Source organism: Saccharopolyspora griseoalba, from assembly GCF_042665275.1.
GTDB classification, from domain to species: Bacteria; Actinomycetota; Actinomycetes; order Mycobacteriales; family Pseudonocardiaceae; genus Saccharopolyspora; species Saccharopolyspora griseoalba.
The window spans coordinates 56325-74130 of record NZ_JBHTCJ010000019.1; the positions used below are offsets into that span (position 1 = coordinate 56325).

General features: G+C 71.9%; 16 protein-coding genes. 7 read left to right on the forward strand and 9 right to left on the reverse strand.

Annotation, left to right across the window (positions count from 1 at the left end; genetic code table 11):
* Nucleotides 1-42: 42 nt before the first annotated feature.
* A complete protein-coding gene (locus ACFQRI_RS25490; protein ID WP_380672894.1) occupies nucleotides 43-1284 on the forward strand; it encodes a DUF1015 family protein in 1242 nt (413 codons plus the stop codon).
* Here ACFQRI_RS25490 and ACFQRI_RS25495 read toward each other — a convergent pair whose 3' ends face one another.
* A complete protein-coding gene (locus tag ACFQRI_RS25495; RefSeq protein WP_380672896.1) occupies nucleotides 1285-2187 on the reverse strand; it encodes an Lrp/AsnC family transcriptional regulator in 903 nt (300 codons plus the stop codon).
* Nucleotides 2188-2392: 205 nt separating this feature from the next.
* On the opposite strand from ACFQRI_RS25495, the gene ACFQRI_RS25500 reads away from it, so the two are divergent.
* Both ACFQRI_RS25500 and ACFQRI_RS25505 read left to right on the forward strand, forming a co-directional pair.
* Nucleotides 2393-4135, forward strand: a complete 1743-nt coding sequence (locus tag ACFQRI_RS25500; protein WP_380672898.1) for a purine-cytosine permease family protein — start codon at nucleotides 2393-2395, stop codon at nucleotides 4133-4135.
* A 188-nt stretch (nucleotides 4136-4323) separates the two neighbouring features.
* The gene (locus ACFQRI_RS25505) at nucleotides 4324-5214 is read left to right on the forward strand and encodes an alpha/beta hydrolase fold domain-containing protein (protein ID WP_380672900.1); all 891 of its coding nucleotides are present in this window, start codon (nucleotides 4324-4326) and stop codon (nucleotides 5212-5214) included.
* A gap of 15 nt (nucleotides 5215-5229) precedes the next feature.
* Here the strand turns inward: ACFQRI_RS25505 and ACFQRI_RS25510 are convergent, their stop codons facing one another.
* A complete protein-coding gene (locus ACFQRI_RS25510; protein ID WP_380672902.1) occupies nucleotides 5230-6069 on the reverse strand; it encodes a LuxR C-terminal-related transcriptional regulator in 840 nt (279 codons plus the stop codon).
* A gap of 77 nt (nucleotides 6070-6146) precedes the next feature.
* Here ACFQRI_RS25510 and ACFQRI_RS25515 point away from each other — a divergent pair, with 77 nt between their 5' ends.
* The 3 genes from ACFQRI_RS25515 to ACFQRI_RS25525 all read left to right on the forward strand — a co-directional run bounded on the left by ACFQRI_RS25515 (nucleotide 6147) and on the right by ACFQRI_RS25525 (nucleotide 10801).
* On the forward strand, nucleotides 6147-7847 hold the full coding sequence (locus ACFQRI_RS25515) for an AMP-binding protein (RefSeq protein WP_380672904.1): 1701 nt from the start codon (nucleotides 6147-6149) through the stop codon (nucleotides 7845-7847).
* A gap of 120 nt (nucleotides 7848-7967) precedes the next feature.
* Entirely contained in the window at nucleotides 7968-10307 is a 2340-nt protein-coding gene (locus ACFQRI_RS25520; RefSeq protein ID WP_380672906.1) for a molybdopterin cofactor-binding domain-containing protein, read from the forward strand.
* Nucleotides 10308-10324: 17 nt separating this feature from the next.
* On the forward strand, nucleotides 10325-10801 hold the full coding sequence (locus ACFQRI_RS25525) for a (2Fe-2S)-binding protein (RefSeq protein WP_380672908.1): 477 nt from the start codon (nucleotides 10325-10327) through the stop codon (nucleotides 10799-10801).
* 28 nt (nucleotides 10802-10829) lie between these two features.
* On the opposite strand, the gene ACFQRI_RS25530 is transcribed toward ACFQRI_RS25525, so the two are convergent.
* The 7 genes from ACFQRI_RS25530 to ACFQRI_RS25560 all read right to left on the reverse strand — a co-directional run bounded on the left by ACFQRI_RS25530 (nucleotide 10830) and on the right by ACFQRI_RS25560 (nucleotide 17442).
* Nucleotides 10830-11105, reverse strand: coding sequence for a DUF3040 domain-containing protein (locus ACFQRI_RS25530; protein ID WP_380672910.1), 276 nt, complete (start codon nucleotides 11103-11105; stop codon nucleotides 10830-10832).
* 288 nt (nucleotides 11106-11393) lie between these two features.
* Nucleotides 11394-13001, reverse strand: a complete 1608-nt coding sequence (locus ACFQRI_RS25535; protein WP_380672912.1) for a solute symporter family protein — start codon at nucleotides 12999-13001, stop codon at nucleotides 11394-11396.
* Nucleotides 13002-13032: 31 nt separating this feature from the next.
* Nucleotides 13033-13374: a DUF485 domain-containing protein gene (locus tag ACFQRI_RS25540; RefSeq protein ID WP_380672914.1), complete on the reverse strand. Its 342-nt coding sequence runs from the start codon at nucleotides 13372-13374 to the stop codon at nucleotides 13033-13035.
* 149 nt (nucleotides 13375-13523) lie between these two features.
* A complete protein-coding gene (locus tag ACFQRI_RS25545) occupies nucleotides 13524-15230 on the reverse strand; it encodes a sodium/solute symporter (RefSeq protein ID WP_380672916.1) in 1707 nt (568 codons plus the stop codon).
* A gap of 3 nt (nucleotides 15231-15233) precedes the next feature.
* Nucleotides 15234-15584 (reverse strand): hypothetical protein, encoded by a 351-nt coding sequence (locus ACFQRI_RS25550; RefSeq protein WP_380672918.1) that lies wholly within the window; start codon nucleotides 15582-15584, stop codon nucleotides 15234-15236.
* Nucleotides 15584-16360 (reverse strand): LytR/AlgR family response regulator transcription factor, encoded by a 777-nt coding sequence (locus ACFQRI_RS25555; protein ID WP_380672920.1) that lies wholly within the window; start codon nucleotides 16358-16360, stop codon nucleotides 15584-15586. Before ACFQRI_RS25555 ends, ACFQRI_RS25550 begins: the two co-directional genes overlap by 1 nt.
* Complete coding sequence (locus ACFQRI_RS25560) at nucleotides 16360-17442, reverse strand: sensor histidine kinase (RefSeq protein WP_380672922.1); 1083 nt, start codon at nucleotides 17440-17442, stop codon at nucleotides 16360-16362. The genes ACFQRI_RS25555 and ACFQRI_RS25560 overlap by 1 nt, the downstream gene beginning before the upstream one ends.
* Before the next feature lie 200 nt (nucleotides 17443-17642).
* Here ACFQRI_RS25560 and ACFQRI_RS25565 point away from each other — a divergent pair.
* On the forward strand, nucleotides 17643-17806 hold a 164-nt coding region (locus ACFQRI_RS25565; protein ID WP_380672924.1), incomplete at its 3' end, for an acetyl-coenzyme A synthetase N-terminal domain-containing protein.

Consider the following 17806-nt stretch of genomic DNA (forward strand, 5'->3'; position numbering starts at 1 on the left):
GTGCGGTGCCCTGCCCGCAGTGACGTTGCGTCGCGCGGAAGAATGGCGGCCACCGCCGCGAACGATCACGAGGAGGCGAGCGCGATCCCGCCGCAGACGACCGCCACCCGCAACGGCGTGCACGTCGCTCCCTTCGCCGGGTGGCGGATCAACAACAGCCAGCTCAACGCCTTGGCCGCGCGCTACGCGACCCCGTGGGACCCCAGCGGCGCCGCGCCCCCGGCCGAGACTGCGCTGACGCTGCACGCCTGGCAGCAGAGCAACACGCTGATCCAGGACCCGCAGCCGGCGCTCTACGCCTACGAGCAGAGCGGTCCGCGCGGCGCGGTGCGCGGCGTGCTCGGCGCGGTGCACCTGGACAGCAAGCTGCTGCCGCACCAGGACCTCATCCCGGAGCGGGTGGCCCACATCTGCGACCTGGTGCACGAGACCGGCTTCAACCTGGATCCGCTGATGCTGAGCTACCCGGGCACCGGGCGCGCGGCGACCTGGCTCGACCACTGCCGCAGCAGCCGGCCGGTGACCGAGGTCCTCGGCGACGACGGGCAGCTGCACCGGCTGTGGCGGCTCGCCGAGCGGGAGGCCGTCCACGACATCGGCGCCGAGCTGGCCGGGCGCTCGGCCTTCATCGCCGACGGTCACCACCGGCACGTCGCGGCGCGGCAGCTGCGGCGCGACTACTACGCCACCGGCAGCGGTCCGGGCGGCTGGGACTTCGTGCCCGCGCTGCTGGTCGACGCGCGCGACACGCCGGTGCGCATCGGCCCGGTGCACCGGGTGCTGCCCTACACCGATCCGGACCAGGCGCTGAGCGCGGCCGCGCAGCGCTTCCACGTCCAGCCGATCCCCGGCGAGCTGCGGCAGTGGGTCCAGCGGCTGCGCGAGCAGACCCGCACCGGCCCTGCTTTCGTGGCGATCACCCGCGGCGGCGCCTACCTGCTGTCCAACCCGGACCGCGGTTTCGTCAACGCCTGCCTGGGCAACTGCCCCGCCCCGCTGCACGGCCTGCCGCTGTCGGTGCTGCGGCACGTGCTGATCGACGCGGTGTGGCGGGTGCCGGACCTGCCCGAGTACGTCAGCCCGGAGACCAGCGCCGCCACCGCGCTAGCCCGCGTTCGCCGGGCCGGTGGCATGGCGATCCTGGTGCCGCCGCCCGAGCACCGCCACCTGCGCACCGCGATGTCGGCCGGGCTGCGGCTCCCGGCGAAGTCCACGTCGTTCCTGCCCAAACCGCACCCGGGACTGCTCTACCGCTCGCTGGCCGAGGTCCCAGCGCCCCGCTGATCACAGCCGCAGCGAGGCGTAGGTCTCCTTGGCGAAGCGCAGGTGCGTCCACGTCTCGACCTCGCGGACCTCCGGGCGGCCCCGGAGCTCGTCGAGCACGGTCACCAGATCGGCCGTCGTCGTGGTGTTGACCGTGAGCAGCGCGTCGAAGCGACCGAGGGTCCGGGCCTCGAAGGTCACCGACGACAGCTCGGCGAGCGGCGCTCCCACCCGGGCGCTCAGGCGCAGCCCCACCCCGGTCGCGGTCCGCCGCTCGCTGCCGGAGTGGCGCGGAATCGCCCCGACGCGAACCACGTTGGCCGCCCGCAACCGCACCAGGCGACGGCGAGCGCTGGCCGCGGACAGGCCGATCTCCGCGGCCAGCCGGACGTAGGAGGCGCGCCCGTCGGCCTGCACCGCGCGCAGCAGCGCGTGGTCGGCCTCGTCGAGGGCCAGCTCGCCTATCGAGCCGGTCGGGCCCGCGACGTCGCGCAGCACGTCGGTGTAGAGCACGGTTTCGGCGGCCTCGACTCCCGGCAGCTCGCGGATCTCGGCCACCGCGCCCTCGATGTCCGCGACCTCGCCTGCGCGCAGTTCCGCCACGACCGGTCGGCGGCCCGCGGTCAACGACACCAGCGTCGTGTCCGACCGGTCGGCCAGGGCGGCGGCCACCGGAGCCGCCGCGCCCCGGACGGACACCGACACGTGCGCGAGCGCCCGGTGCCCGAGCACCGCCGGGTGCACCACGCCACGAACCTCGACGTGGCCTTCGCCGATGAGGCGCTGGACGCGGGCCGCGGCGGCCGAGCGGGACAGTCCCGTGCGGTCGGCGACCTCCTGGTGGGTGAGCCTGCCGTCGCGCTCCAGCAGCACGAGCACCTGCTCGTCGGTGTCGTCCAGGAGGGCGGGAGAAGGGGTGGACATTTTTCCGATCCTCGGGGGCGTCGAACCGCTCGGCCGCAGTCCCCGTCGGCCGGGTGGTTCGACGGATGCTACGCGCTGGGCCGTCGAATCGATCACCTCCCCGATCCGGGTGCGGTGGAACCGCGTTGTCAGGACCGGCCCCGCTCCCTAGGGTGTCCCGAAACCGCCCGACCCCACGCGGTTTTCCGCACCACCCAGAGGTCCCATGCAGCGCAGCGACCCGCCGAAGGCAACCCAGGTCGAGCAGCACGGCGTCGAACCCATCCCGGACGGGGAGCGCACCGCCCGGCCCTTCGACCTGTTCCGCTTGAGCTTCGGGGGCGCGAACACGATCGCCACCGTGGTGCTCGGCAGCTTTCCCATCGTCTTCGGGATGTCGTTCCTGCAAGGCGCTCTGGCAACGGTGCTCGGCCTGCTGGCCGGTGCCCTGGTGCTGGCCCCCATGTCGCTGTTCGGCCCGCGCAACGGCACCAGCAACGCGGTGTCGTCGTCAGCGCACCTGGGGGTCGAAGGCCGGGTGGTGGGCTCGTTCCTGTCCCTGCTCACCGCTTTCGCCTTCTTCGCCATCTCGGTGTGGAGCTCCGGCGACGTCCTGGTCGGCGGCCTGCACCGCGCGGTCGGCCTGCCGCAGAGCGACGTCTCGCTGGCCGTCGCCTACGCGTTGGTGGCGTTGCTGGTCCTGGCCGTGTGCATCTACGGGTTCCGCTTCATGCTGCTGGTCAACAAGATCGCCGTGGTCGCCGCCACCCTGCTGTTCCTGCTCGGCGTCGTCGCGTTCGCCGGCGCCTTCGACCCCGGGTACGCCGGCACGATCCACCCCGGAGATCCGGACTTCTGGCCCGCGTTCGTCAGCTCGGCGCTGATCGTGATGTCGAACCCGGTGTCCTTCGGCGCTTTCCTGGGCGACTGGGCGCGCTACATCCCGCGCTCCACCCCGGCGCACCGGGTGCTGGGCGCGACCTTCCTCGCCCAGCTCGCCACCCTGATCCCGTTCGGGTTCGGCCTGGTCACCACGACGATCATCGCCGCTGAGCAACCCGGCCTGTTCGCCGACGGCTCGTACGCCGCGGGGCTGCTGGCGATCTCACCGGCGTGGTACTTCCTGCCGGTCTGCCTCATCGCGATCATCGGCGGCCTCTCGACCGGCACGACCGCGCTGTACGGGACGGGCCTGGACTTCTCCAGCGTGTTCCCGCGCTTCAGCCGGGTGCGCTCGACGGTGCTGATCGGAACCGCGGCCATCGCGGTGATCTTCGTCGGCCGGTTCGTCTTCGACGTGGTCGCCACGATCACCACCTTCGCGACCCTGATCGTCACCTGCACGGCCCCCTGGATGGTGGTGATGATGCTCGGCTGGGTCGTCCGCCGCGGCTGGTACGACTCGGATTCGCTGCAGGTGTTCAACCGGCGTCAGCGGGGCGGCCGCTACTGGTTCAGCGGCGGTTGGAACTGGCGCGGGCTGGCCGCCTGGCTCGTGGCGGCCGCGCTCGGCATCGCCGCGACAAACCTGCAGGGGCAGTTCGTGGGCCCGCTGGCCCACCTCGCGCCGGTCGACATCTCGATCCCGCTGGTGCTCGGCGCGGCCGCGGTGCTCTACCTCGTCCTGCTGTTCGCCTTCCCCGAACCGCGGGACGCCTTCGGGCCGCTGGGCCCGCGCCTCGTTCCGGCAGGCGCCCGCGCGCACCCCGATCACCTCGACCGAGCCCGACGAATCCGCACCGACGGCGCTCTGATCCGCGGAACCGGGACGTCCCGCCTGCGCCCGAGGCGCTGGACCGCGGCCTGGCCGCCGCCCGCCGATCGAGGTTTCCCTCATCCTGAGCACGACAACGGCGGCGACCGGGTCGTCCTCGCCGATCAGCACCGCGCCGCCCCGGTATCCACCATTCCCGTTCGCATCCGCGCCGAGCCGAAGCTGGTCGTCGACCGCCGGCTGAGCTTGGGGTGAGCTAGGCCCGCACCGAGGTCGTTTCGCGTGGCGGTACCTCGCGCTCAGTCCCCAGAAACCGCTCCCGGCGGTTCGGGGGCCGTCGCGAACGACGGGTTCTGCGGTGGGGTTCTCGCCGGTTCCGCGGCGCTTTCCCGCACCGCGGAACCGGGTGGACGCGGCCCCGCCGAACGGGCAAGGTCGTGATCGTGCACGCCGACATCGCCTACGCCGGGGGCGGCGGCCCCGGGCATCTCCTCGACATCCACCCGTCCGCGACGAGCGGACCGAGCCCGCTGCTGGTGGTCACCGGTGGCAGCGCGTGGATGGCCGAGAACGGCAAGGACTACGGCGCCGCGCTCGCGCCGTTCTTCACCGCGCGCGGCCACGTCGTCGCCGGGGTGTCGGTGCGCGCCAGCAGCACCGCGCGGTTTCCCGCGCAGGTCCACGACATCAAGGCCGCGATCCGGTGGCTGCGCGCGCACGCCGGGGACCACGGCATCGACCCGCACCGGGTCGCGGTGCTCGGCGACTCCTCCGGTGGCTGGGCCGCCACCATGGCCGCGGTCACCGGGGACCGGCCGGAGTTCGAAGGTGCGCTGGGTCATCCCGGCGAGTCCAGCGCCGTGCAGGCGGCCGTCGACCTCTACGGGCCCACGGACTTCCTGCGGATGGACGCGCACACGCTCGACCCCGCGCCGTTCAACGAGATGCTCGGCATCACCGGCGGTCACGACGACGCCCGCTCCCCCGAGTCCCGGCTGATCGGCGGCCCGGTGCAGGAGCTCCCCGAGGCGGCGAAGGCGGCCAACCCGATCACCTACCTCGAGCGGAGCACGCCGCCGGTGCTGATCGCGCACGGGCGGCAGGACCCGCTGGTACCGCACCACCAGAGCGAGCTGCTGTTCGCCGCGCTGCGCGATGCCGGTGCCGACGCGGTGTTCTACTCGGTGCCCGGCGTCGGCCACGACAAGGCCATCACCGCCGCGGACACCCCGCGAGCCGAGGTCTCCTGGACCGGCCGGTGCGACGAGGTCGGCGACCGGCCGAGCCTGGAGGTCATCGACGCCTTCCTGCGGTCGGCCTTCGCGAGGTCGTGATCAGCGGCTCACCGGTCAGGGCAGCGCGCCGTGGCGGCGGGCGTTGACGACCGCTTGGTGGCGCGTCCTGGCATCGAGCTTCTGCATGGCGTTGCGCAGGTAGCTCTTGACCGTCTCCGGCTTGAGGCCCAACCGCTCGGCGGCCTCGACGTTGCTGCAGCCCAGCGCGATCTGGGCGAGCACGTCGGTCTCCCGATCGGTCAGCGCGACCGGCGGCTCGCCGGCGCGCCCCTGCAGCCGTTCGCACAGGCCGCGCAACCGGGAGCGCAGGCCCGGATCGGTGGTGCTCGCGGCGATGTCGCGGAGCTCGCCGTAGGCGGCCCGCAGCTCCTCCGCGGCCGCCGCGTCGTGCACGGGCTGCTCCTGCGCGCCGCCCATCAGCCGCAGCCTGCGATCCACCTCGTCCTGGATGCGGAACTCGGTGGTCAGCCGCTTGGCGGCCGAGGTCATCACCTCCACGGCGCGGGCGCCCAGCGGGGCGTGGCCGCGCACCGCGGCGTAGAGCACCGCGCGCGGGCGGCCGCTCGCGATCACCGGCACCGCCACCACCGAGCGGATCCCCTCGCTGAGCACCTCGCGGTCGAACTGGTGGGTGATCGTGCGGGCCGAGGCGTAATCGGTGATCAGCCGCGGCCACAGCTCGGCGACGACCTTGCCGCCCAGCCCGAACCCGGCCGGGACCTCCAGGCCGCGCAGGCCGCCCGTGCGGGCGCCCTGCAGCTCGGAGATGTGCAGCGTGTCGCCGGTAACCCGGCCCCCGAAGGTCAGTCCCACTCCCAGGCTGCTGCGCACCGTTCGCAGCTCGGCTCCCACCGCATCCTCGTCGCGCGGCCGCAGCAGTGCTGGCGTCGGCATCGGCGCCACCCTTTCGTTCCCGCCCACACCCCTATTCGGGGGTGGCTCGGCCTCCCCGTTGAGAGCAGGATGATGACATGAGTGATGTGACAATGGCCACCCGCAATTACCGGGCCGCCCGGGACACCTTGCTCGACCTGCGGGAGTGCCACCGCGACGCCACGACCGCCTTCCGCTGGCCCGAATTGGGGGAACGGTTCAACTGGGCGGTGGACTGGTTCGACGTCATCGCCGAGGGCAACGACCGCCCCGCCCTGATCATCGTGGAGCAGGACGGCACGCGCACCTCCCGCACCTTCGCCGAGCTCTCCGCCCGCTCCGACCAGGTCGCCCGCTGGCTGGCCGAGCAGGGCGTGGCGCGCGGCGACGGCGTGCTGCTGATGCTCGGCAACCAGCTGGAGCTGTGGGAATCGATGCTGGCGGTGATGAAGCTCGGCGCTGTGATCATGCCGACCACCCCGGCGCTGGGGCCCGCCGACCTGCTCGACCGGGTCGAGCGCGGCGGGGCCGAGCACGTCATCGTCGCCGCGCACGACGCGAGCAAGTTCGAGCAGGTGCCCGGCGACTACACCCGCATCGCCGTCGGGGACCCGGTCGGCGGCTGGCTGGACTACGCCGACTCGCACCGCGCGGCCACCGGCCGGCTGGAGCACCCCGGCACCGCGCCCGACGACCGGCTGCTGCTGTACTTCACCTCGGGAACCACCAGCAAGCCCAAGCTGGTCGAGCACACCCAGGCCTCCTACCCGGTCGGGCATCTGTCCACGATGTACTGGCTGGGCCTCCGCCCCGGCGACGTGCACCTCAACATCTCCTCGCCCGGCTGGGCCAAGCACGCCTGGAGCTGCTTCTTCGCGCCGTGGATCGCCGAGGCGACGATCTTCGTGCACAACTACGGCCGCTTCGACGCCGATGCGCTGCTGCAGCAGATCCGGTCCAACGAGGTCAGCACGTTCTGCGCGCCGCCGACGGTGTGGCGGATGCTGATCAAGGCCGACCTCTCGGGCGGTCCGGGGAGCCTGCGCGAGGTCATCGCCGCGGGCGAGCCGCTCAACCCGGAGGTCGTCGAGCAGGTGCGCAACAGCTGGGGCCTGACGCTGCGCGACGGGTTCGGGCAGACCGAGACCACCGCGCAGATCGGCAACACCCCCTGCTCGACGGTCAAGCCCGGTTCGATGGGCAGGCCGCTGCCCGGCGTTCCGGTGGTGCTGGTCGACCCGAACAGCGGGGAACCCGGCGACGAGGGCGAGATCTGCCTGGACCTCTCCGCGCACCCGCTGCCGCTGATGACCGGCTACCAGGGCGATCCCGAGCGCGACGCCGAGGCGATGGCCGGCGGCTACTACCACACCGGGGACCTGGCCTCCCGCGACGAGGACGGCTACATCACCTACGTGGGCCGCGCCGACGACGTGTTCAAGGCCTCGGACTACAAGGTCAGCCCGTTCGAGCTGGAGAGCGTGCTCGTCGAGCACCCCGCCGTGCTGGAGGCCGCCGTGGTGCCCGCGCCGGACCCGCTGCGGCTGGCGGTGCCCAAGGCCTACGTCGCGCTGGCCCCCGGCTACGAGCCCGGAGCCGACACCGCGCGCGAGATCCTGCGGCACGCCCGCGAACACCTCGCGCCGTTCCTGCGCGTGCGGCGGCTGGAGTTCGCCGAGCTGCCCAAGACGATCTCCGGCAAGATCCGGCGCGTCGAGCTGCGCGAGCGCGAGCAGGGCCTGCGCGACGCCCCGGAGGGCGAGTGGCGCGACGAGCACTTCCCCGACATCCGCACTTGATCGATCAGCCGGCGTCCGCCGGGGGCGCGCCACCCCAATCCGGGGGTGGCGGGCGAGATCCACTGTCCGTGAACATGTTCCAGCAGATCGTGACCATGTTCCCGTGGATAGGACTCGCCCATGACGTCTTCCGCTGACCACCACGGCGGGCACTTCACCCTCGGCAGACGCCGGTTCCTCGGTTTCGTCCTCGCCGCACCGACCCTGGTGGCCGCGGCGCGCCTCGGCATCGGCGAGGCCGAAGCGGCCGTGCCCAGCAACCCGCAGGCCTCCGAGGCCTACGACCTCAACGACGCGCTCACCGACGCCGCGCGCCCGACGGCCAACCTCATCACGGTGCAGGTCAACCCGGACGGTTCGGCGTCGTTCGCGTTACCCCGCGCCGAGGTCGGGCAGGGCATCACCACCGCGGCGGCGATGCTCATCGCCGAGGAGATGGACCTCCCGGTGGACAAGGTGCACGTCAGCCTCGCCGACGCCCGGCCCGAGCTGATGTTCAACCAGCTCACCGGCGGTTCCAACACGATGAACGCGATGTACACCCCGATCCGGGTGGCCGCGTCGATCGCCAAGGGCAGGTTGCTGCAGGCCGCGGCCGCCGAGCTCGACGACGTCTCCGGCACGCTCACCGCGCGCGAAGGGCTGATCACCTCCACCACCGGCGCGGTGCTGTCCTACGGCGACCTGGCGGAGAAGGCCGCCGCGCAGCAGGATTCGACGGTCGAGACGCAGCTCAAGCCGGAGTCGGAGTTCCGCATCGTCGGCAAGCCGCAGCGGCGGGTGGACGCGCTGGCCGCGGTGACCGGCAAGAAGCAGTTCACCACCGACCTCGCGGTGCCCGACGCCAAACCGACCATGCTCTGCAGGCCGCCGACGATCAACGGGAGTCCCGGCGCGGTGCGCAACACCGCCGAGGTGCTCGAGATGCCCGGCGTCACCGACGTGGTGCCGATCAGCAGCGGCGTCGCGGTGCGCGCCGAGACCTTCGGGCAGTGCATCGACGCGGTCAACGCGCTGCGCGTGGACTGGGAGCCGGGCCCGGTCGAGGGCCAGTCCGACGACAGCGTGCTCGCCGAGCTCAAGGCGGCCACCCCGCCGATGGCGGTGCCCGAGGTTCCCGGCGCGAAGAGCGTCGACGCCGAGTTCGCCTTCGCCTTCGTCAACGGCAGCGCCCTGGACACCAACGCCGCGGTCGCCGACGTGCGCCCGGACCGCGCCGAGATCTGGTCGAGCATGAAGGTCCCGATCGTGGCCAAGCAGGAGATCGCCCGATCGCTGGGCCTGCCGCAGGAAGCCGTGCGGGTGCACGTCACCGAGGGCGGAGGTTCCTTCGGCCGCAAGCTCTTCCACGACGCCGCGGCCGAGGCCGCCGAGGCCTCGCAGAAGATGGGCAAGCCGGTCAAGCTGATGTGGCACCGGGTCGACGACTGCAGGCAGGGCCGGGTGCACCCGATGTCGTTCTCCCGCATCCGCGCCAACTTCAACGACGACGGGGTGCTCAGCTTCGAGCAGCACCACGCCAGCGTGCGCACCGACTTCAGCCACGGGCTCGGCGAGGCCGTCAGCCAGTCGGTCTCGCGCGCGCCCGCGGGCGGGGTCGGGTTGTCCGAGAGTATCTTCGAGCTCACCCAGAACTCGCCGTACAACTTCGGCGCGACCAAGCAGCTGCTGACCGAGACCCACCAGTCGCCGGAGGAGAACCAGCCGCGCGGCACGTTCAACACCAGCAGCGTGCGCAACGTGTACTCGCCGAACGTGCGCTGCGCGCAGGAGCTCGTGGTCGACCAGCTCGCCGAGCAGTTCGGCGAGGACCCCTACGAGTTCCGCCGCGAGCACGTCAAGAACGACAAGCTGCGCACCGTGCTGGACAAGGCCGCCGAGGTCGGCGAGTGGGGCAAGTCGCTGCCCGAGGGCGTGGCCCAGGGCATCGCGGTGCACACCGAGTACAAGCACGCCACCGCCTGCCTGGTCGAGATCGACTGCCGACCGGAGACGGTCAACCGCCCGATCCGCGACGGCGTCACCGGCCCCCGGGTCACCCGCGGGGTGTTCGTGACCATCCCGGGCCAGGTGGTGGTCAACCCGCTGGGCATGGAGGCGATGATCCAGGGCGGGTTCCTCGACGGCATGGCGCAGGCGCTGACCGCCAGCGTGCACCTGGTCGACGGGCACGTCCTGGAGGGCAGCTGGGACAACTTCTTCTACGCCCGGCAGTGGAACGTCCCGTTCGACTTCCAGGCGGTGATCCTGCCGCCCGACCCGCAGGACCAGGTCGCCGGCGCGGGCGAGGTCGGGGTGGCCGCCTCCTTCGCCGCGGTGGCCTGCGCCTACGCGCGCGCCACCGGTGAGGTGCCCACGACCTTCCCGATCAACCACAACGGACCGCTGGCCTTCGAGCCCAAGCCCTTCGTGCCGCCGCTGCCCCCGTCGCCGACCGACGGCTTGCGCTACACCTACTGATCCGGAGGAGCCCAGAGATGCCCGAACACACCTTCAAGCTCAACGGAGAGCAGGTCACCGTCGACGTCCAGGACGAGGAGCGCGTGCTGTGGGTGCTGCGCGACGTCCTCGGCGTGACCGGCCCGAAGTACGGCTGCGGGATCAACGTCTGCAAGGCCTGCACCAGCCACATCAACGGCAAGGCGTTCAACCCCTGCTCGGTGCGCATCGCCGACGTCGGCGCTGACGACGAGATCACCACCATCGAGGGCCTTCCGGCCACCGCCGGGGCTGAGCTGCACCCCATGCAGGAGGCGTGGCTGGAGCACGACGTCGCCCAGTGCGGCTATTGCCAGCCCGGGCAGATCATGGCCGCCGTGGCCAAGGTCCGCCAGGCCCGCGAGGAGGGCCACGAGATCCGCGAGTCCGATCTCGACGAGATCCGCAACATCTGCCGCTGCGGGACCTACTTCCGCATCCGGGAGGCCATCCGCACCGGCGAGCAGAACATGTGACCCGGCCGGGTGGCCGGGCCCTGCCCGGTCACCCGGTCCGCTCCCGGTCGCGCCAGCGCTGCCAGGACCCCAGCGCCACACCGCCGATCGCGCAGCAGATCCCGAGGAAGACCACCAGCGGCAGCCCGACGAGCAGGCCGAGCACCAGCACCAGCAGTCCGACCGGGATCAGCGCGTCGAGCGCGCGCACCAGCGCGCGGCGCTGTTTGATCCCGGTGCGCACGTACTCGGCGAAGCGCGGGTCGTCCTGGACGAACCACTTCTCGATCTCGCGCAACCGGCGCTTCTCGTATCGGCTGAGCATGGCGCCCTCCCGGTCCGCCGGAGGCGGCCGCGCACCGACCAACCGTTCGACCAGCACGCCGAACCCGCCCACTGCCGGGTACCCCACAGCGTGGCACGCCCCCAAACCCGACACAACGGCCACACCGGGAAGGCCGTCGCCCCTGTCTCATCAGAAGTCCCGGGCGAGGTGCCCGGGACTTCTGATGAAGAAAGGGCATCGCCCCGCGTTGGTCGCGCAGACGTGCGGGCCGGCTGTCCGCGAGGGGTAGGACACCCGGCCCGCACGGGCCGTCGGGGCACTGCGGGGTCAGTGCGAGACGGCCTTCTCCGCACCCGCTCCGGTCAGGGAGCGGACCTCCATCTCGGCGTACTTGTCCTCGTTGTGCTCCTTGGACAGCACGGTGCCCAACCAGCCGAAGAAGAACGCCAGCGGGATGGAGACCAGGCCCGGGTTCTGCAGCGGGAACCAGTGGAAGTCCATGCCGGGCAGCATGGAGTCCTCGGTGCCCGAGACGGCCGGCGAGAACACGATCAGCACCACGGTGGTGATCACGCCGCCGTAGATGCTCCACAGCGCGCCGGAGGTGTTGAACCGCTTCCAGAACAGCGAGTACAGGATCGTCGGCAGGTTCGCCGAGGCCGCGACCGCGAAGGCCAGGGCCACCAGGAACGCCACGTTCTGGTTGCGGGCCAGGATGCCGCCGACGATGGCCACCGCACCGATGACCACCGCGGCGATCCGGGCGACGCGCACCTCGGCGTCCTTGTCCTCGACCTTGCCGCGCTTGATCACGTTGGCGTAGATGTCGTGCGCGAACGACGCCGAAGCCGTGATCGTCAGCCCGGCCACCACCGCCAGGATGGTCGCGAAGGCGACCGCGGCGATGAACCCGAGCAGCACCGGGCCGCCCAGCGCCTGGGCCAGCAGCGGCGCCGCGGAGTTCGACGAGCCGGGCGCGTTCTTGATCGTCTCCGGGCCCACGATGGCCGCCGCGCCGTAGCCCAGCACCAGCGAGAACAGGTAGAACAGGCCGATCAGCCAGATCGCCCAGACCACCGAGCGCCGGGCCTCCTTGGAGGTCGGCACCGTGTAGAAGCGCATCAGCACGTGCGGCAGACCCGCGGTGCCCAGCACCAGGGCGATGCCCAGCGACAGGAAGTCCAGCCTGCTGGTCGAGCTCTCGCCGTACTTCGCACCCGGGTTGAGGATGCCCTCGCCGGAGGCCGAGCGATCCACGGCCGCCTGCAGCATCCCGGAGAAGTCCATGCCGTAGGTGCCCAGGGTCCAGGCGGTCATCACGAAGGCACCGGCGATCAACAGGCAGGCCTTGATGATCTGCACCCAGGTGGTGCCCTTCATGCCGCCCACGAGCACGTAGACGATCATGATGACGCCGACGATCGCGATCACCAGCGCCTGCCCGGTGCCGCTGGAGATTCCCAGCAGCAGCGAGACGAGCACGCCCGCCCCGGCCATCTGCGCGAGCAGGTAGAAGAAGCTCACCATGAGCGTCGAGGTCGCCGCCGCCGCGCGCACCGGACGCTGGCGCATCCGGAAGCTGAGCACGTCGCCCATCGTGTACTTGCCGGTGTTGCGCAGCAGCTCGGCCACCAGCAGCAGGGCCACCAGCCACGCGACCAGGAAGCCGATCGAGTAGAGGAAGCCGTCGTAGCCGTAGAGCGCGATCGCGCCGACGATGCCGAGGAAAGACGCCGCCGACAGGTAGTCGCCGGCGATCGCGATGCCGTTCTGCGGCCCGGTGAACGCGCGCCCACCGGCGTAGTAATCAGCAGCGCTGCGGGTGTTCTTGCTGGCCCGCAGCACCACGACCAGCGTCACCACGACGAAGGCCGCGAAAATGCTGATGTTCAGCAGTGGGCTGCTGCCCTGCAGCCCCTGCGCGAGATTGCTCATCCCAGCTCCTTATCCGTGCGGCGAGGTCGGGTCAGCGGCCGTCTTCGACCTTGCTGCGGACGCGTTCGGCCACCGGGTCGAGCTGCCGGTTGGCGTAGCGCACGTACAGCGCGGTGATCGCGAAGGTCGATACGAACTGCAAGAGGCCAAGCACCAGGCCGATGTTGATGTTGCCGACGAGCTTGATCGACATGAAGCCGTGCGCGTAGTCGGCCAGCAGGACGTAGACCAGGTACCAGACCAGAAACAGCGCCGACACCGGGAAGACGAACGCTCGCAGGCGCCTGCGCAGCACCGCGAAGTCCTCGCTGCGGTGCGCCTCGTGCCACGCGTCCTCGGTGGGCGGAGGGGTCGCCGGGTCTGTGGTGCTCACGGATGCCTCCCTAACGTGTGAGGTCCGCCACGCTAAGGAGGGAACGGCCGGAAGCGGGAGCCGTCGCCGATCGATGGTCGGCGGGTGCGACGAGCGGTCGACGAGCGGTGGGCGGCCCGGGACGAGCGGTCCGCCGCTTTGCCGGCCCGTTACCTGGAGGTTTCCCCGCGGTGCTCGGAAACCGCGCGGCCGCGCGGCTCGTCGAGGTGCAGCCGCAGCATCGCGGTCTCGGCCCACGACGGGGGCTTGCCGCGCAGCGAGACCGCGATCATGGTGGCGAAGGCCAGCGGCACCGCCCAGGGCGCGGGCTGGGCGACCAGGATCGCCGCCCAACCCTCGATCCGCGGGCCGAACATGGTCGTGCCGATCGCTCCCGAAGTGGCCGTCAGACCCACCAGGACGCCCCACAGCGCGCCGCTGCGGGTCAGCCGCGGCCACCAGATGCCCAGCACCAGCAGCGGGCAGAAGGTCGCAGCGGCCACGGTGAAGCCCCAGGTCACCAGGATGCCGGCGGACAGGTGCGTCGCGGGCAGCGCGAGCAGCACCACCACGGCCGCGGCCAGCACCACGGTCCAGCGCAGCTGGCCGAGCCCGCCCGGGGTGAGGTCGTGCGAGATCGCACCGGAGACCACCAGCAGGAGCCCCAGCGAGGTCGCCAGGAAGGCCGCGAACGCGCCCCCGGTGAGCAACGACGTGAACAGCGTGCCCACCCAGCCGGTGTCGACCTGCGCGGGCAACCCGACCACGACCGAGTCGGTCACCCCGGACAGGTAGAGCTGGGGCTTGAGCACCCGACCGAGGGCGCCGTAGATGCCCGGGAACAGGTAGAAGCTGCCCAGCAGCAGCACGGTGATGGCCGCGGTGCGCCGCGCGGCCCGGCCGTCCGGGCTGGCGTGGAAGCGCACGATGACGTGCGGCAGCCCCATCGTGCCGAGCATGGTGGCGACCAGCACCGCCCAGGTGCCCAGCAGCGGGTGGTCGGCGTCCTCCAGGTCCAGCAGCGGGCGCCGCCAGTCCGGCCCGCCGGGAGCGTCCACCCCGCCGATCTCGGGAACCGGGGCGCCTTCCGGGAAGGTCAGCGTGCGGCCCGCTTCGATCTCCCTGGTCCCGGGAGCCAGGTGCACCGGGCTGCCGTCGGCCGCGCGGGCGGTGATGGGTTCGGCGATCTCCAGGTCGACCGACACGCGGAAGTCCACCGGGGTGTCGGTGGCGAAGTGGGTGTACTCGACCGGGTGCAGCGCGTCGTGCCGCACCTCCGGCCCCACCTGCACCAGCAGCCACACCGCGGGCACCACGAAAAGCACCAGCTTCAGGCAGAACTGGAACGCCTGCACGTAGGTCGCCGCGCGCATCCCGCCCAGCGCCAGCGTGGCCGACACCGCGGTCCCGGCGATGACCACGCCCACCCAGTACTGGGTGCCGCTGACCACGCTGAGCACCAGTCCGGCGGTGCGGAACTGCGGCACCAGGTAGAGCCCGGCGATGATCAGCACCACCACCGCGGCCAGCCGCCGCAGCTCCGGGGAGGCGAAGCGCGCCTCGGCGAAGTCCGGCACGGTCAGCGCGCCGGAGCGGCGCATCGGCGCGGCCACCAGCACGAGCATCGCCACGTAACCGGCGGTGAACCCGACCGGGTACCACAGCGCGCCGACCCCGTTGGAGACCATCAGGCCCGCCACGCCGAGGAAGGAGGCGGCCGAGAGGTACTCACCGGAGACCGCAGCGGCGTTGACCAGCGGGGACACCTGCCGCGATGCGACCAGGAAGTCCGAGGTGGTGCGCATCGCCGCCACCCCGCGCAGACCGATGAGCAGGGTCAGCAGCGCGATCAGCGCCACCGCCAGCAGCGCGAACACGGCTCAGTCCTCCTCGGCGCGCTCGGCGCCGCGCAGCTGCCAGCGAGCCAGCACCGCCATCGCCGGGAACGGCAGCAGCACCAGCAGCAGCCAGGACACCGGCACGTCGAGCAGGCGCAGGTCGTCGAGCGCCGGGGCGAACGAGAACACCAGCGGCAGGCCGAAGATCAGCGCGAACAGCAGCAGCAGCGTCACCGCTCCCCTGCGCCGCTGCAGCCGGTGCAGCCGCCTGGCGCGCACCTCCTCCCCCGGTTCCAGGCGCGGGGCGCGCCAGCGACGCCGCAGCGTCCGGCGGGCGTGCGCGACCCGCGTCTGCGGACTGGTCACGGCCACCCGCTTGGGTGAACCGCTCATCAGCTGCCCCGCTGGTTGGCCAGCTCCGCGTTGCGGGCGCTCTCCAGCAGCCGCTCCCGCAGATCGCGCGCGTGGCGACGGCTCACCGGCACGTCGCCAGCCTCGGTGCGGGCGTTGAGCGCACCGGCCGAGTCGCTGCGCAGCTCGCGCACCGCGGCCAGCGACAGCAGGAAGCTGCGGTGCACCCGCACGAAACCGGCTCCCTCCCAGTACTCCTCCAGCCGCGAGATGGGCATGCGCACCACGTGCACACCGCTCCGGGTGTGCAGCCGCACGTAGTCGCCGTGCGCCTCGGCGAAGAGGACCTCGCTGCGCCGCACGTAGCGGGTGCGCCCGGCGGTCTCCACCGGCAGCGCGACCATCGCATCGGGTTGCGGCGGCGCGGGTTCGGGGATGTCCTCGGTGGCCAGCAACCGGGCGACCCGGTCGAGCGCGGCCGAGAGGCGTTCGGCGCGAACGGGTTTGAGCAGGTAGTCCACCGCTCCGATGTCGTAGGCGCGGACCGCGTGCTGCTCGTAGGCGGTGACGAACACGACCAGCGGCGGCTCGGACATCTTGGCCAGCAGCGAAGCCAGCTCCATCCCGTCGAGCCCGGGCATGGAGATGTCCAGGAACACCACGTCGAAGCGGTCGCTCTGCAGCGTCCGGAGCGCGCCGAGCGCATCGGAGGCCGCGGTCACCTCGGAGATCTCGGCGGAGTCGCGCAGCAACCGGCACAGCTCGTCGAGGGCGGGCGGGACGTCGTCCACCGCCAGCACGCGCAGTCCAGCCGACATCACGGCATCACTCCCGGATGGAATCGCGGGACGCGGACCACCACTCGGGTGCCCGCTCCCTGAGCGGTTTCCACGACCAGCCCGTACCAGGCGCCGTAGACGCTGCGCAGCCGGCGGTCGACGTTGGCCAGACCGACCGAGTCGGGCGGCCCCTTGCCGGCCAGGATCGCCTCGGCCTCGGCGGGGTCCATGCCGACCCCGTCGTCCTCGACGCTGATCACCAGATCGGTCCCCTCGGCCTCGCCGCGCACCTGCACGGTCCCGGTGCTGTCCGACCCGGGCGTGAACCGTGGCTCCATGCCGTGCCGCACGGCGTTCTCCACCAGCGGCTGCAGCACCAGGTACGGGATCGCCACGGCCAGGACCTCGGGCGCGACCCGGATCTGCACCCGCAACCGCTCCCCCAGCACCGCGCGCTGCAGCGCCAGGTAGGTCTCGATGGCGTGGAACTCGTCGGAGACGGTGGTGTAGTCGTGGTGCCGGGCCAGGCCGTAGCGGATGAACTCGGCGAAGTCGAGCATCAGCTCGTGGGAGCGCTCCGGGTCGGAGCGCACCAGCGAGGCGATCACGGTCATCGCGTTGTACATGAAGTGCGGGGAGATCTCGGCGCGCAGCGCCCGCAGCTCGGCCTGCGCGGCCAGCTCCGCGGAGTCCTCCAGGCGACCGTGCTCCAGCGCGTCCTCCACCCAGGCGGTGGCCTCGCGGACCGCGGACATCCGGATCTCGCCGTCGACGACCAGCACCCCCGCGAGCTCGTCGGCCACCAGCAGCGGCATGGCCACCAGCGGCGGGCGACCGCTGCGGGTCTCGGTGTGCAGCACGTCGGCCACCGCCCCGGACGCGTCGGCTTCGGCGCGCGGGCGCCCGTTCCACTGCACCCCGCCGGAGAGGTCGGCCAGCCCGACCGCCTCGACCTCCAGGAGCCTGCGCAGGTCGCGCAGCGCGCTGGGCACGCCCGGCCCGGTCGGACCGGCGCGCAGGTCCTCGGCCATCCTGCGGGCGGTGCGCAGCACGGATTCGGAATCCGAGCGCCGCAGCCGCCACCCGCCGCGCTGCGGCATGCGGTCGGTCTGCACCGGCATCAGCACCCCGAATCGTCATCGACTGGTTCGACGGGAATGTTAGTTCGTGAACCCGCCGGGAGCGAAACCGTTCGTCAACCGCTCGTCGTGGTGGACCTGCTTCCGAACGCGTCAGGTGGACACCTGGTCGAACGGGTAGTGCCGCACATCACGGATCTCGCCTACCGTGCGTCCCGAGTACCGGCCCCGAGCAGCAGGGAGTGTCCGTGAGCATCGAAGCCCAGGACCGAGTCGTCGCGCCGTCCGAGGAGTTCGCGGCGCAGGCCAACGCCACGTCGGCGCTGTACGCCGCCGCGGATGCCGACCGGGAGGCGTTCTGGGCCGAGCAGGCCGATCGGCTGCACTGGGACACCAAGTGGGACCA

What these genes read in the sequence shown, in the direction of transcription:
- ACFQRI_RS25490 (WP_380672894.1), top strand. Translation starts at nt 43, where the DNA reads ATGGCGGCCACCGCCGCGAACGATCACGAGGAGGCGAGCGCGATCCCG.
- ACFQRI_RS25495 (WP_380672896.1), bottom strand. Translation starts at nt 2,187, where the DNA reads ATGTCCACCCCTTCTCCCGCCCTCCTGGACGACACCGACGAGCAGGTG.
- ACFQRI_RS25500 (WP_380672898.1), top strand. Translation starts at nt 2,393, where the DNA reads ATGCAGCGCAGCGACCCGCCGAAGGCAACCCAGGTCGAGCAGCACGGC.
- ACFQRI_RS25510 (WP_380672902.1), bottom strand. Translation starts at nt 6,069, where the DNA reads ATGCCGACGCCAGCACTGCTGCGGCCGCGCGACGAGGATGCGGTGGGA.
- ACFQRI_RS25515 (WP_380672904.1), top strand. Translation starts at nt 6,147, where the DNA reads ATGAGTGATGTGACAATGGCCACCCGCAATTACCGGGCCGCCCGGGAC.
- ACFQRI_RS25520 (WP_380672906.1), top strand. Translation starts at nt 7,968, where the DNA reads ATGACGTCTTCCGCTGACCACCACGGCGGGCACTTCACCCTCGGCAGA.
- ACFQRI_RS25525 (WP_380672908.1), top strand. Translation starts at nt 10,325, where the DNA reads ATGCCCGAACACACCTTCAAGCTCAACGGAGAGCAGGTCACCGTCGAC.
- ACFQRI_RS25530 (WP_380672910.1), bottom strand. Translation starts at nt 11,105, where the DNA reads ATGCTCAGCCGATACGAGAAGCGCCGGTTGCGCGAGATCGAGAAGTGG.
- ACFQRI_RS25535 (WP_380672912.1), bottom strand. Translation starts at nt 13,001, where the DNA reads ATGAGCAATCTCGCGCAGGGGCTGCAGGGCAGCAGCCCACTGCTGAAC.
- ACFQRI_RS25550 (WP_380672918.1), bottom strand. Translation starts at nt 15,584, where the DNA reads ATGAGCGGTTCACCCAAGCGGGTGGCCGTGACCAGTCCGCAGACGCGG.
- ACFQRI_RS25555 (WP_380672920.1), bottom strand. Translation starts at nt 16,360, where the DNA reads ATGTCGGCTGGACTGCGCGTGCTGGCGGTGGACGACGTCCCGCCCGCC.
- ACFQRI_RS25560 (WP_380672922.1), bottom strand. Translation starts at nt 17,442, where the DNA reads ATGCCGGTGCAGACCGACCGCATGCCGCAGCGCGGCGGGTGGCGGCTG.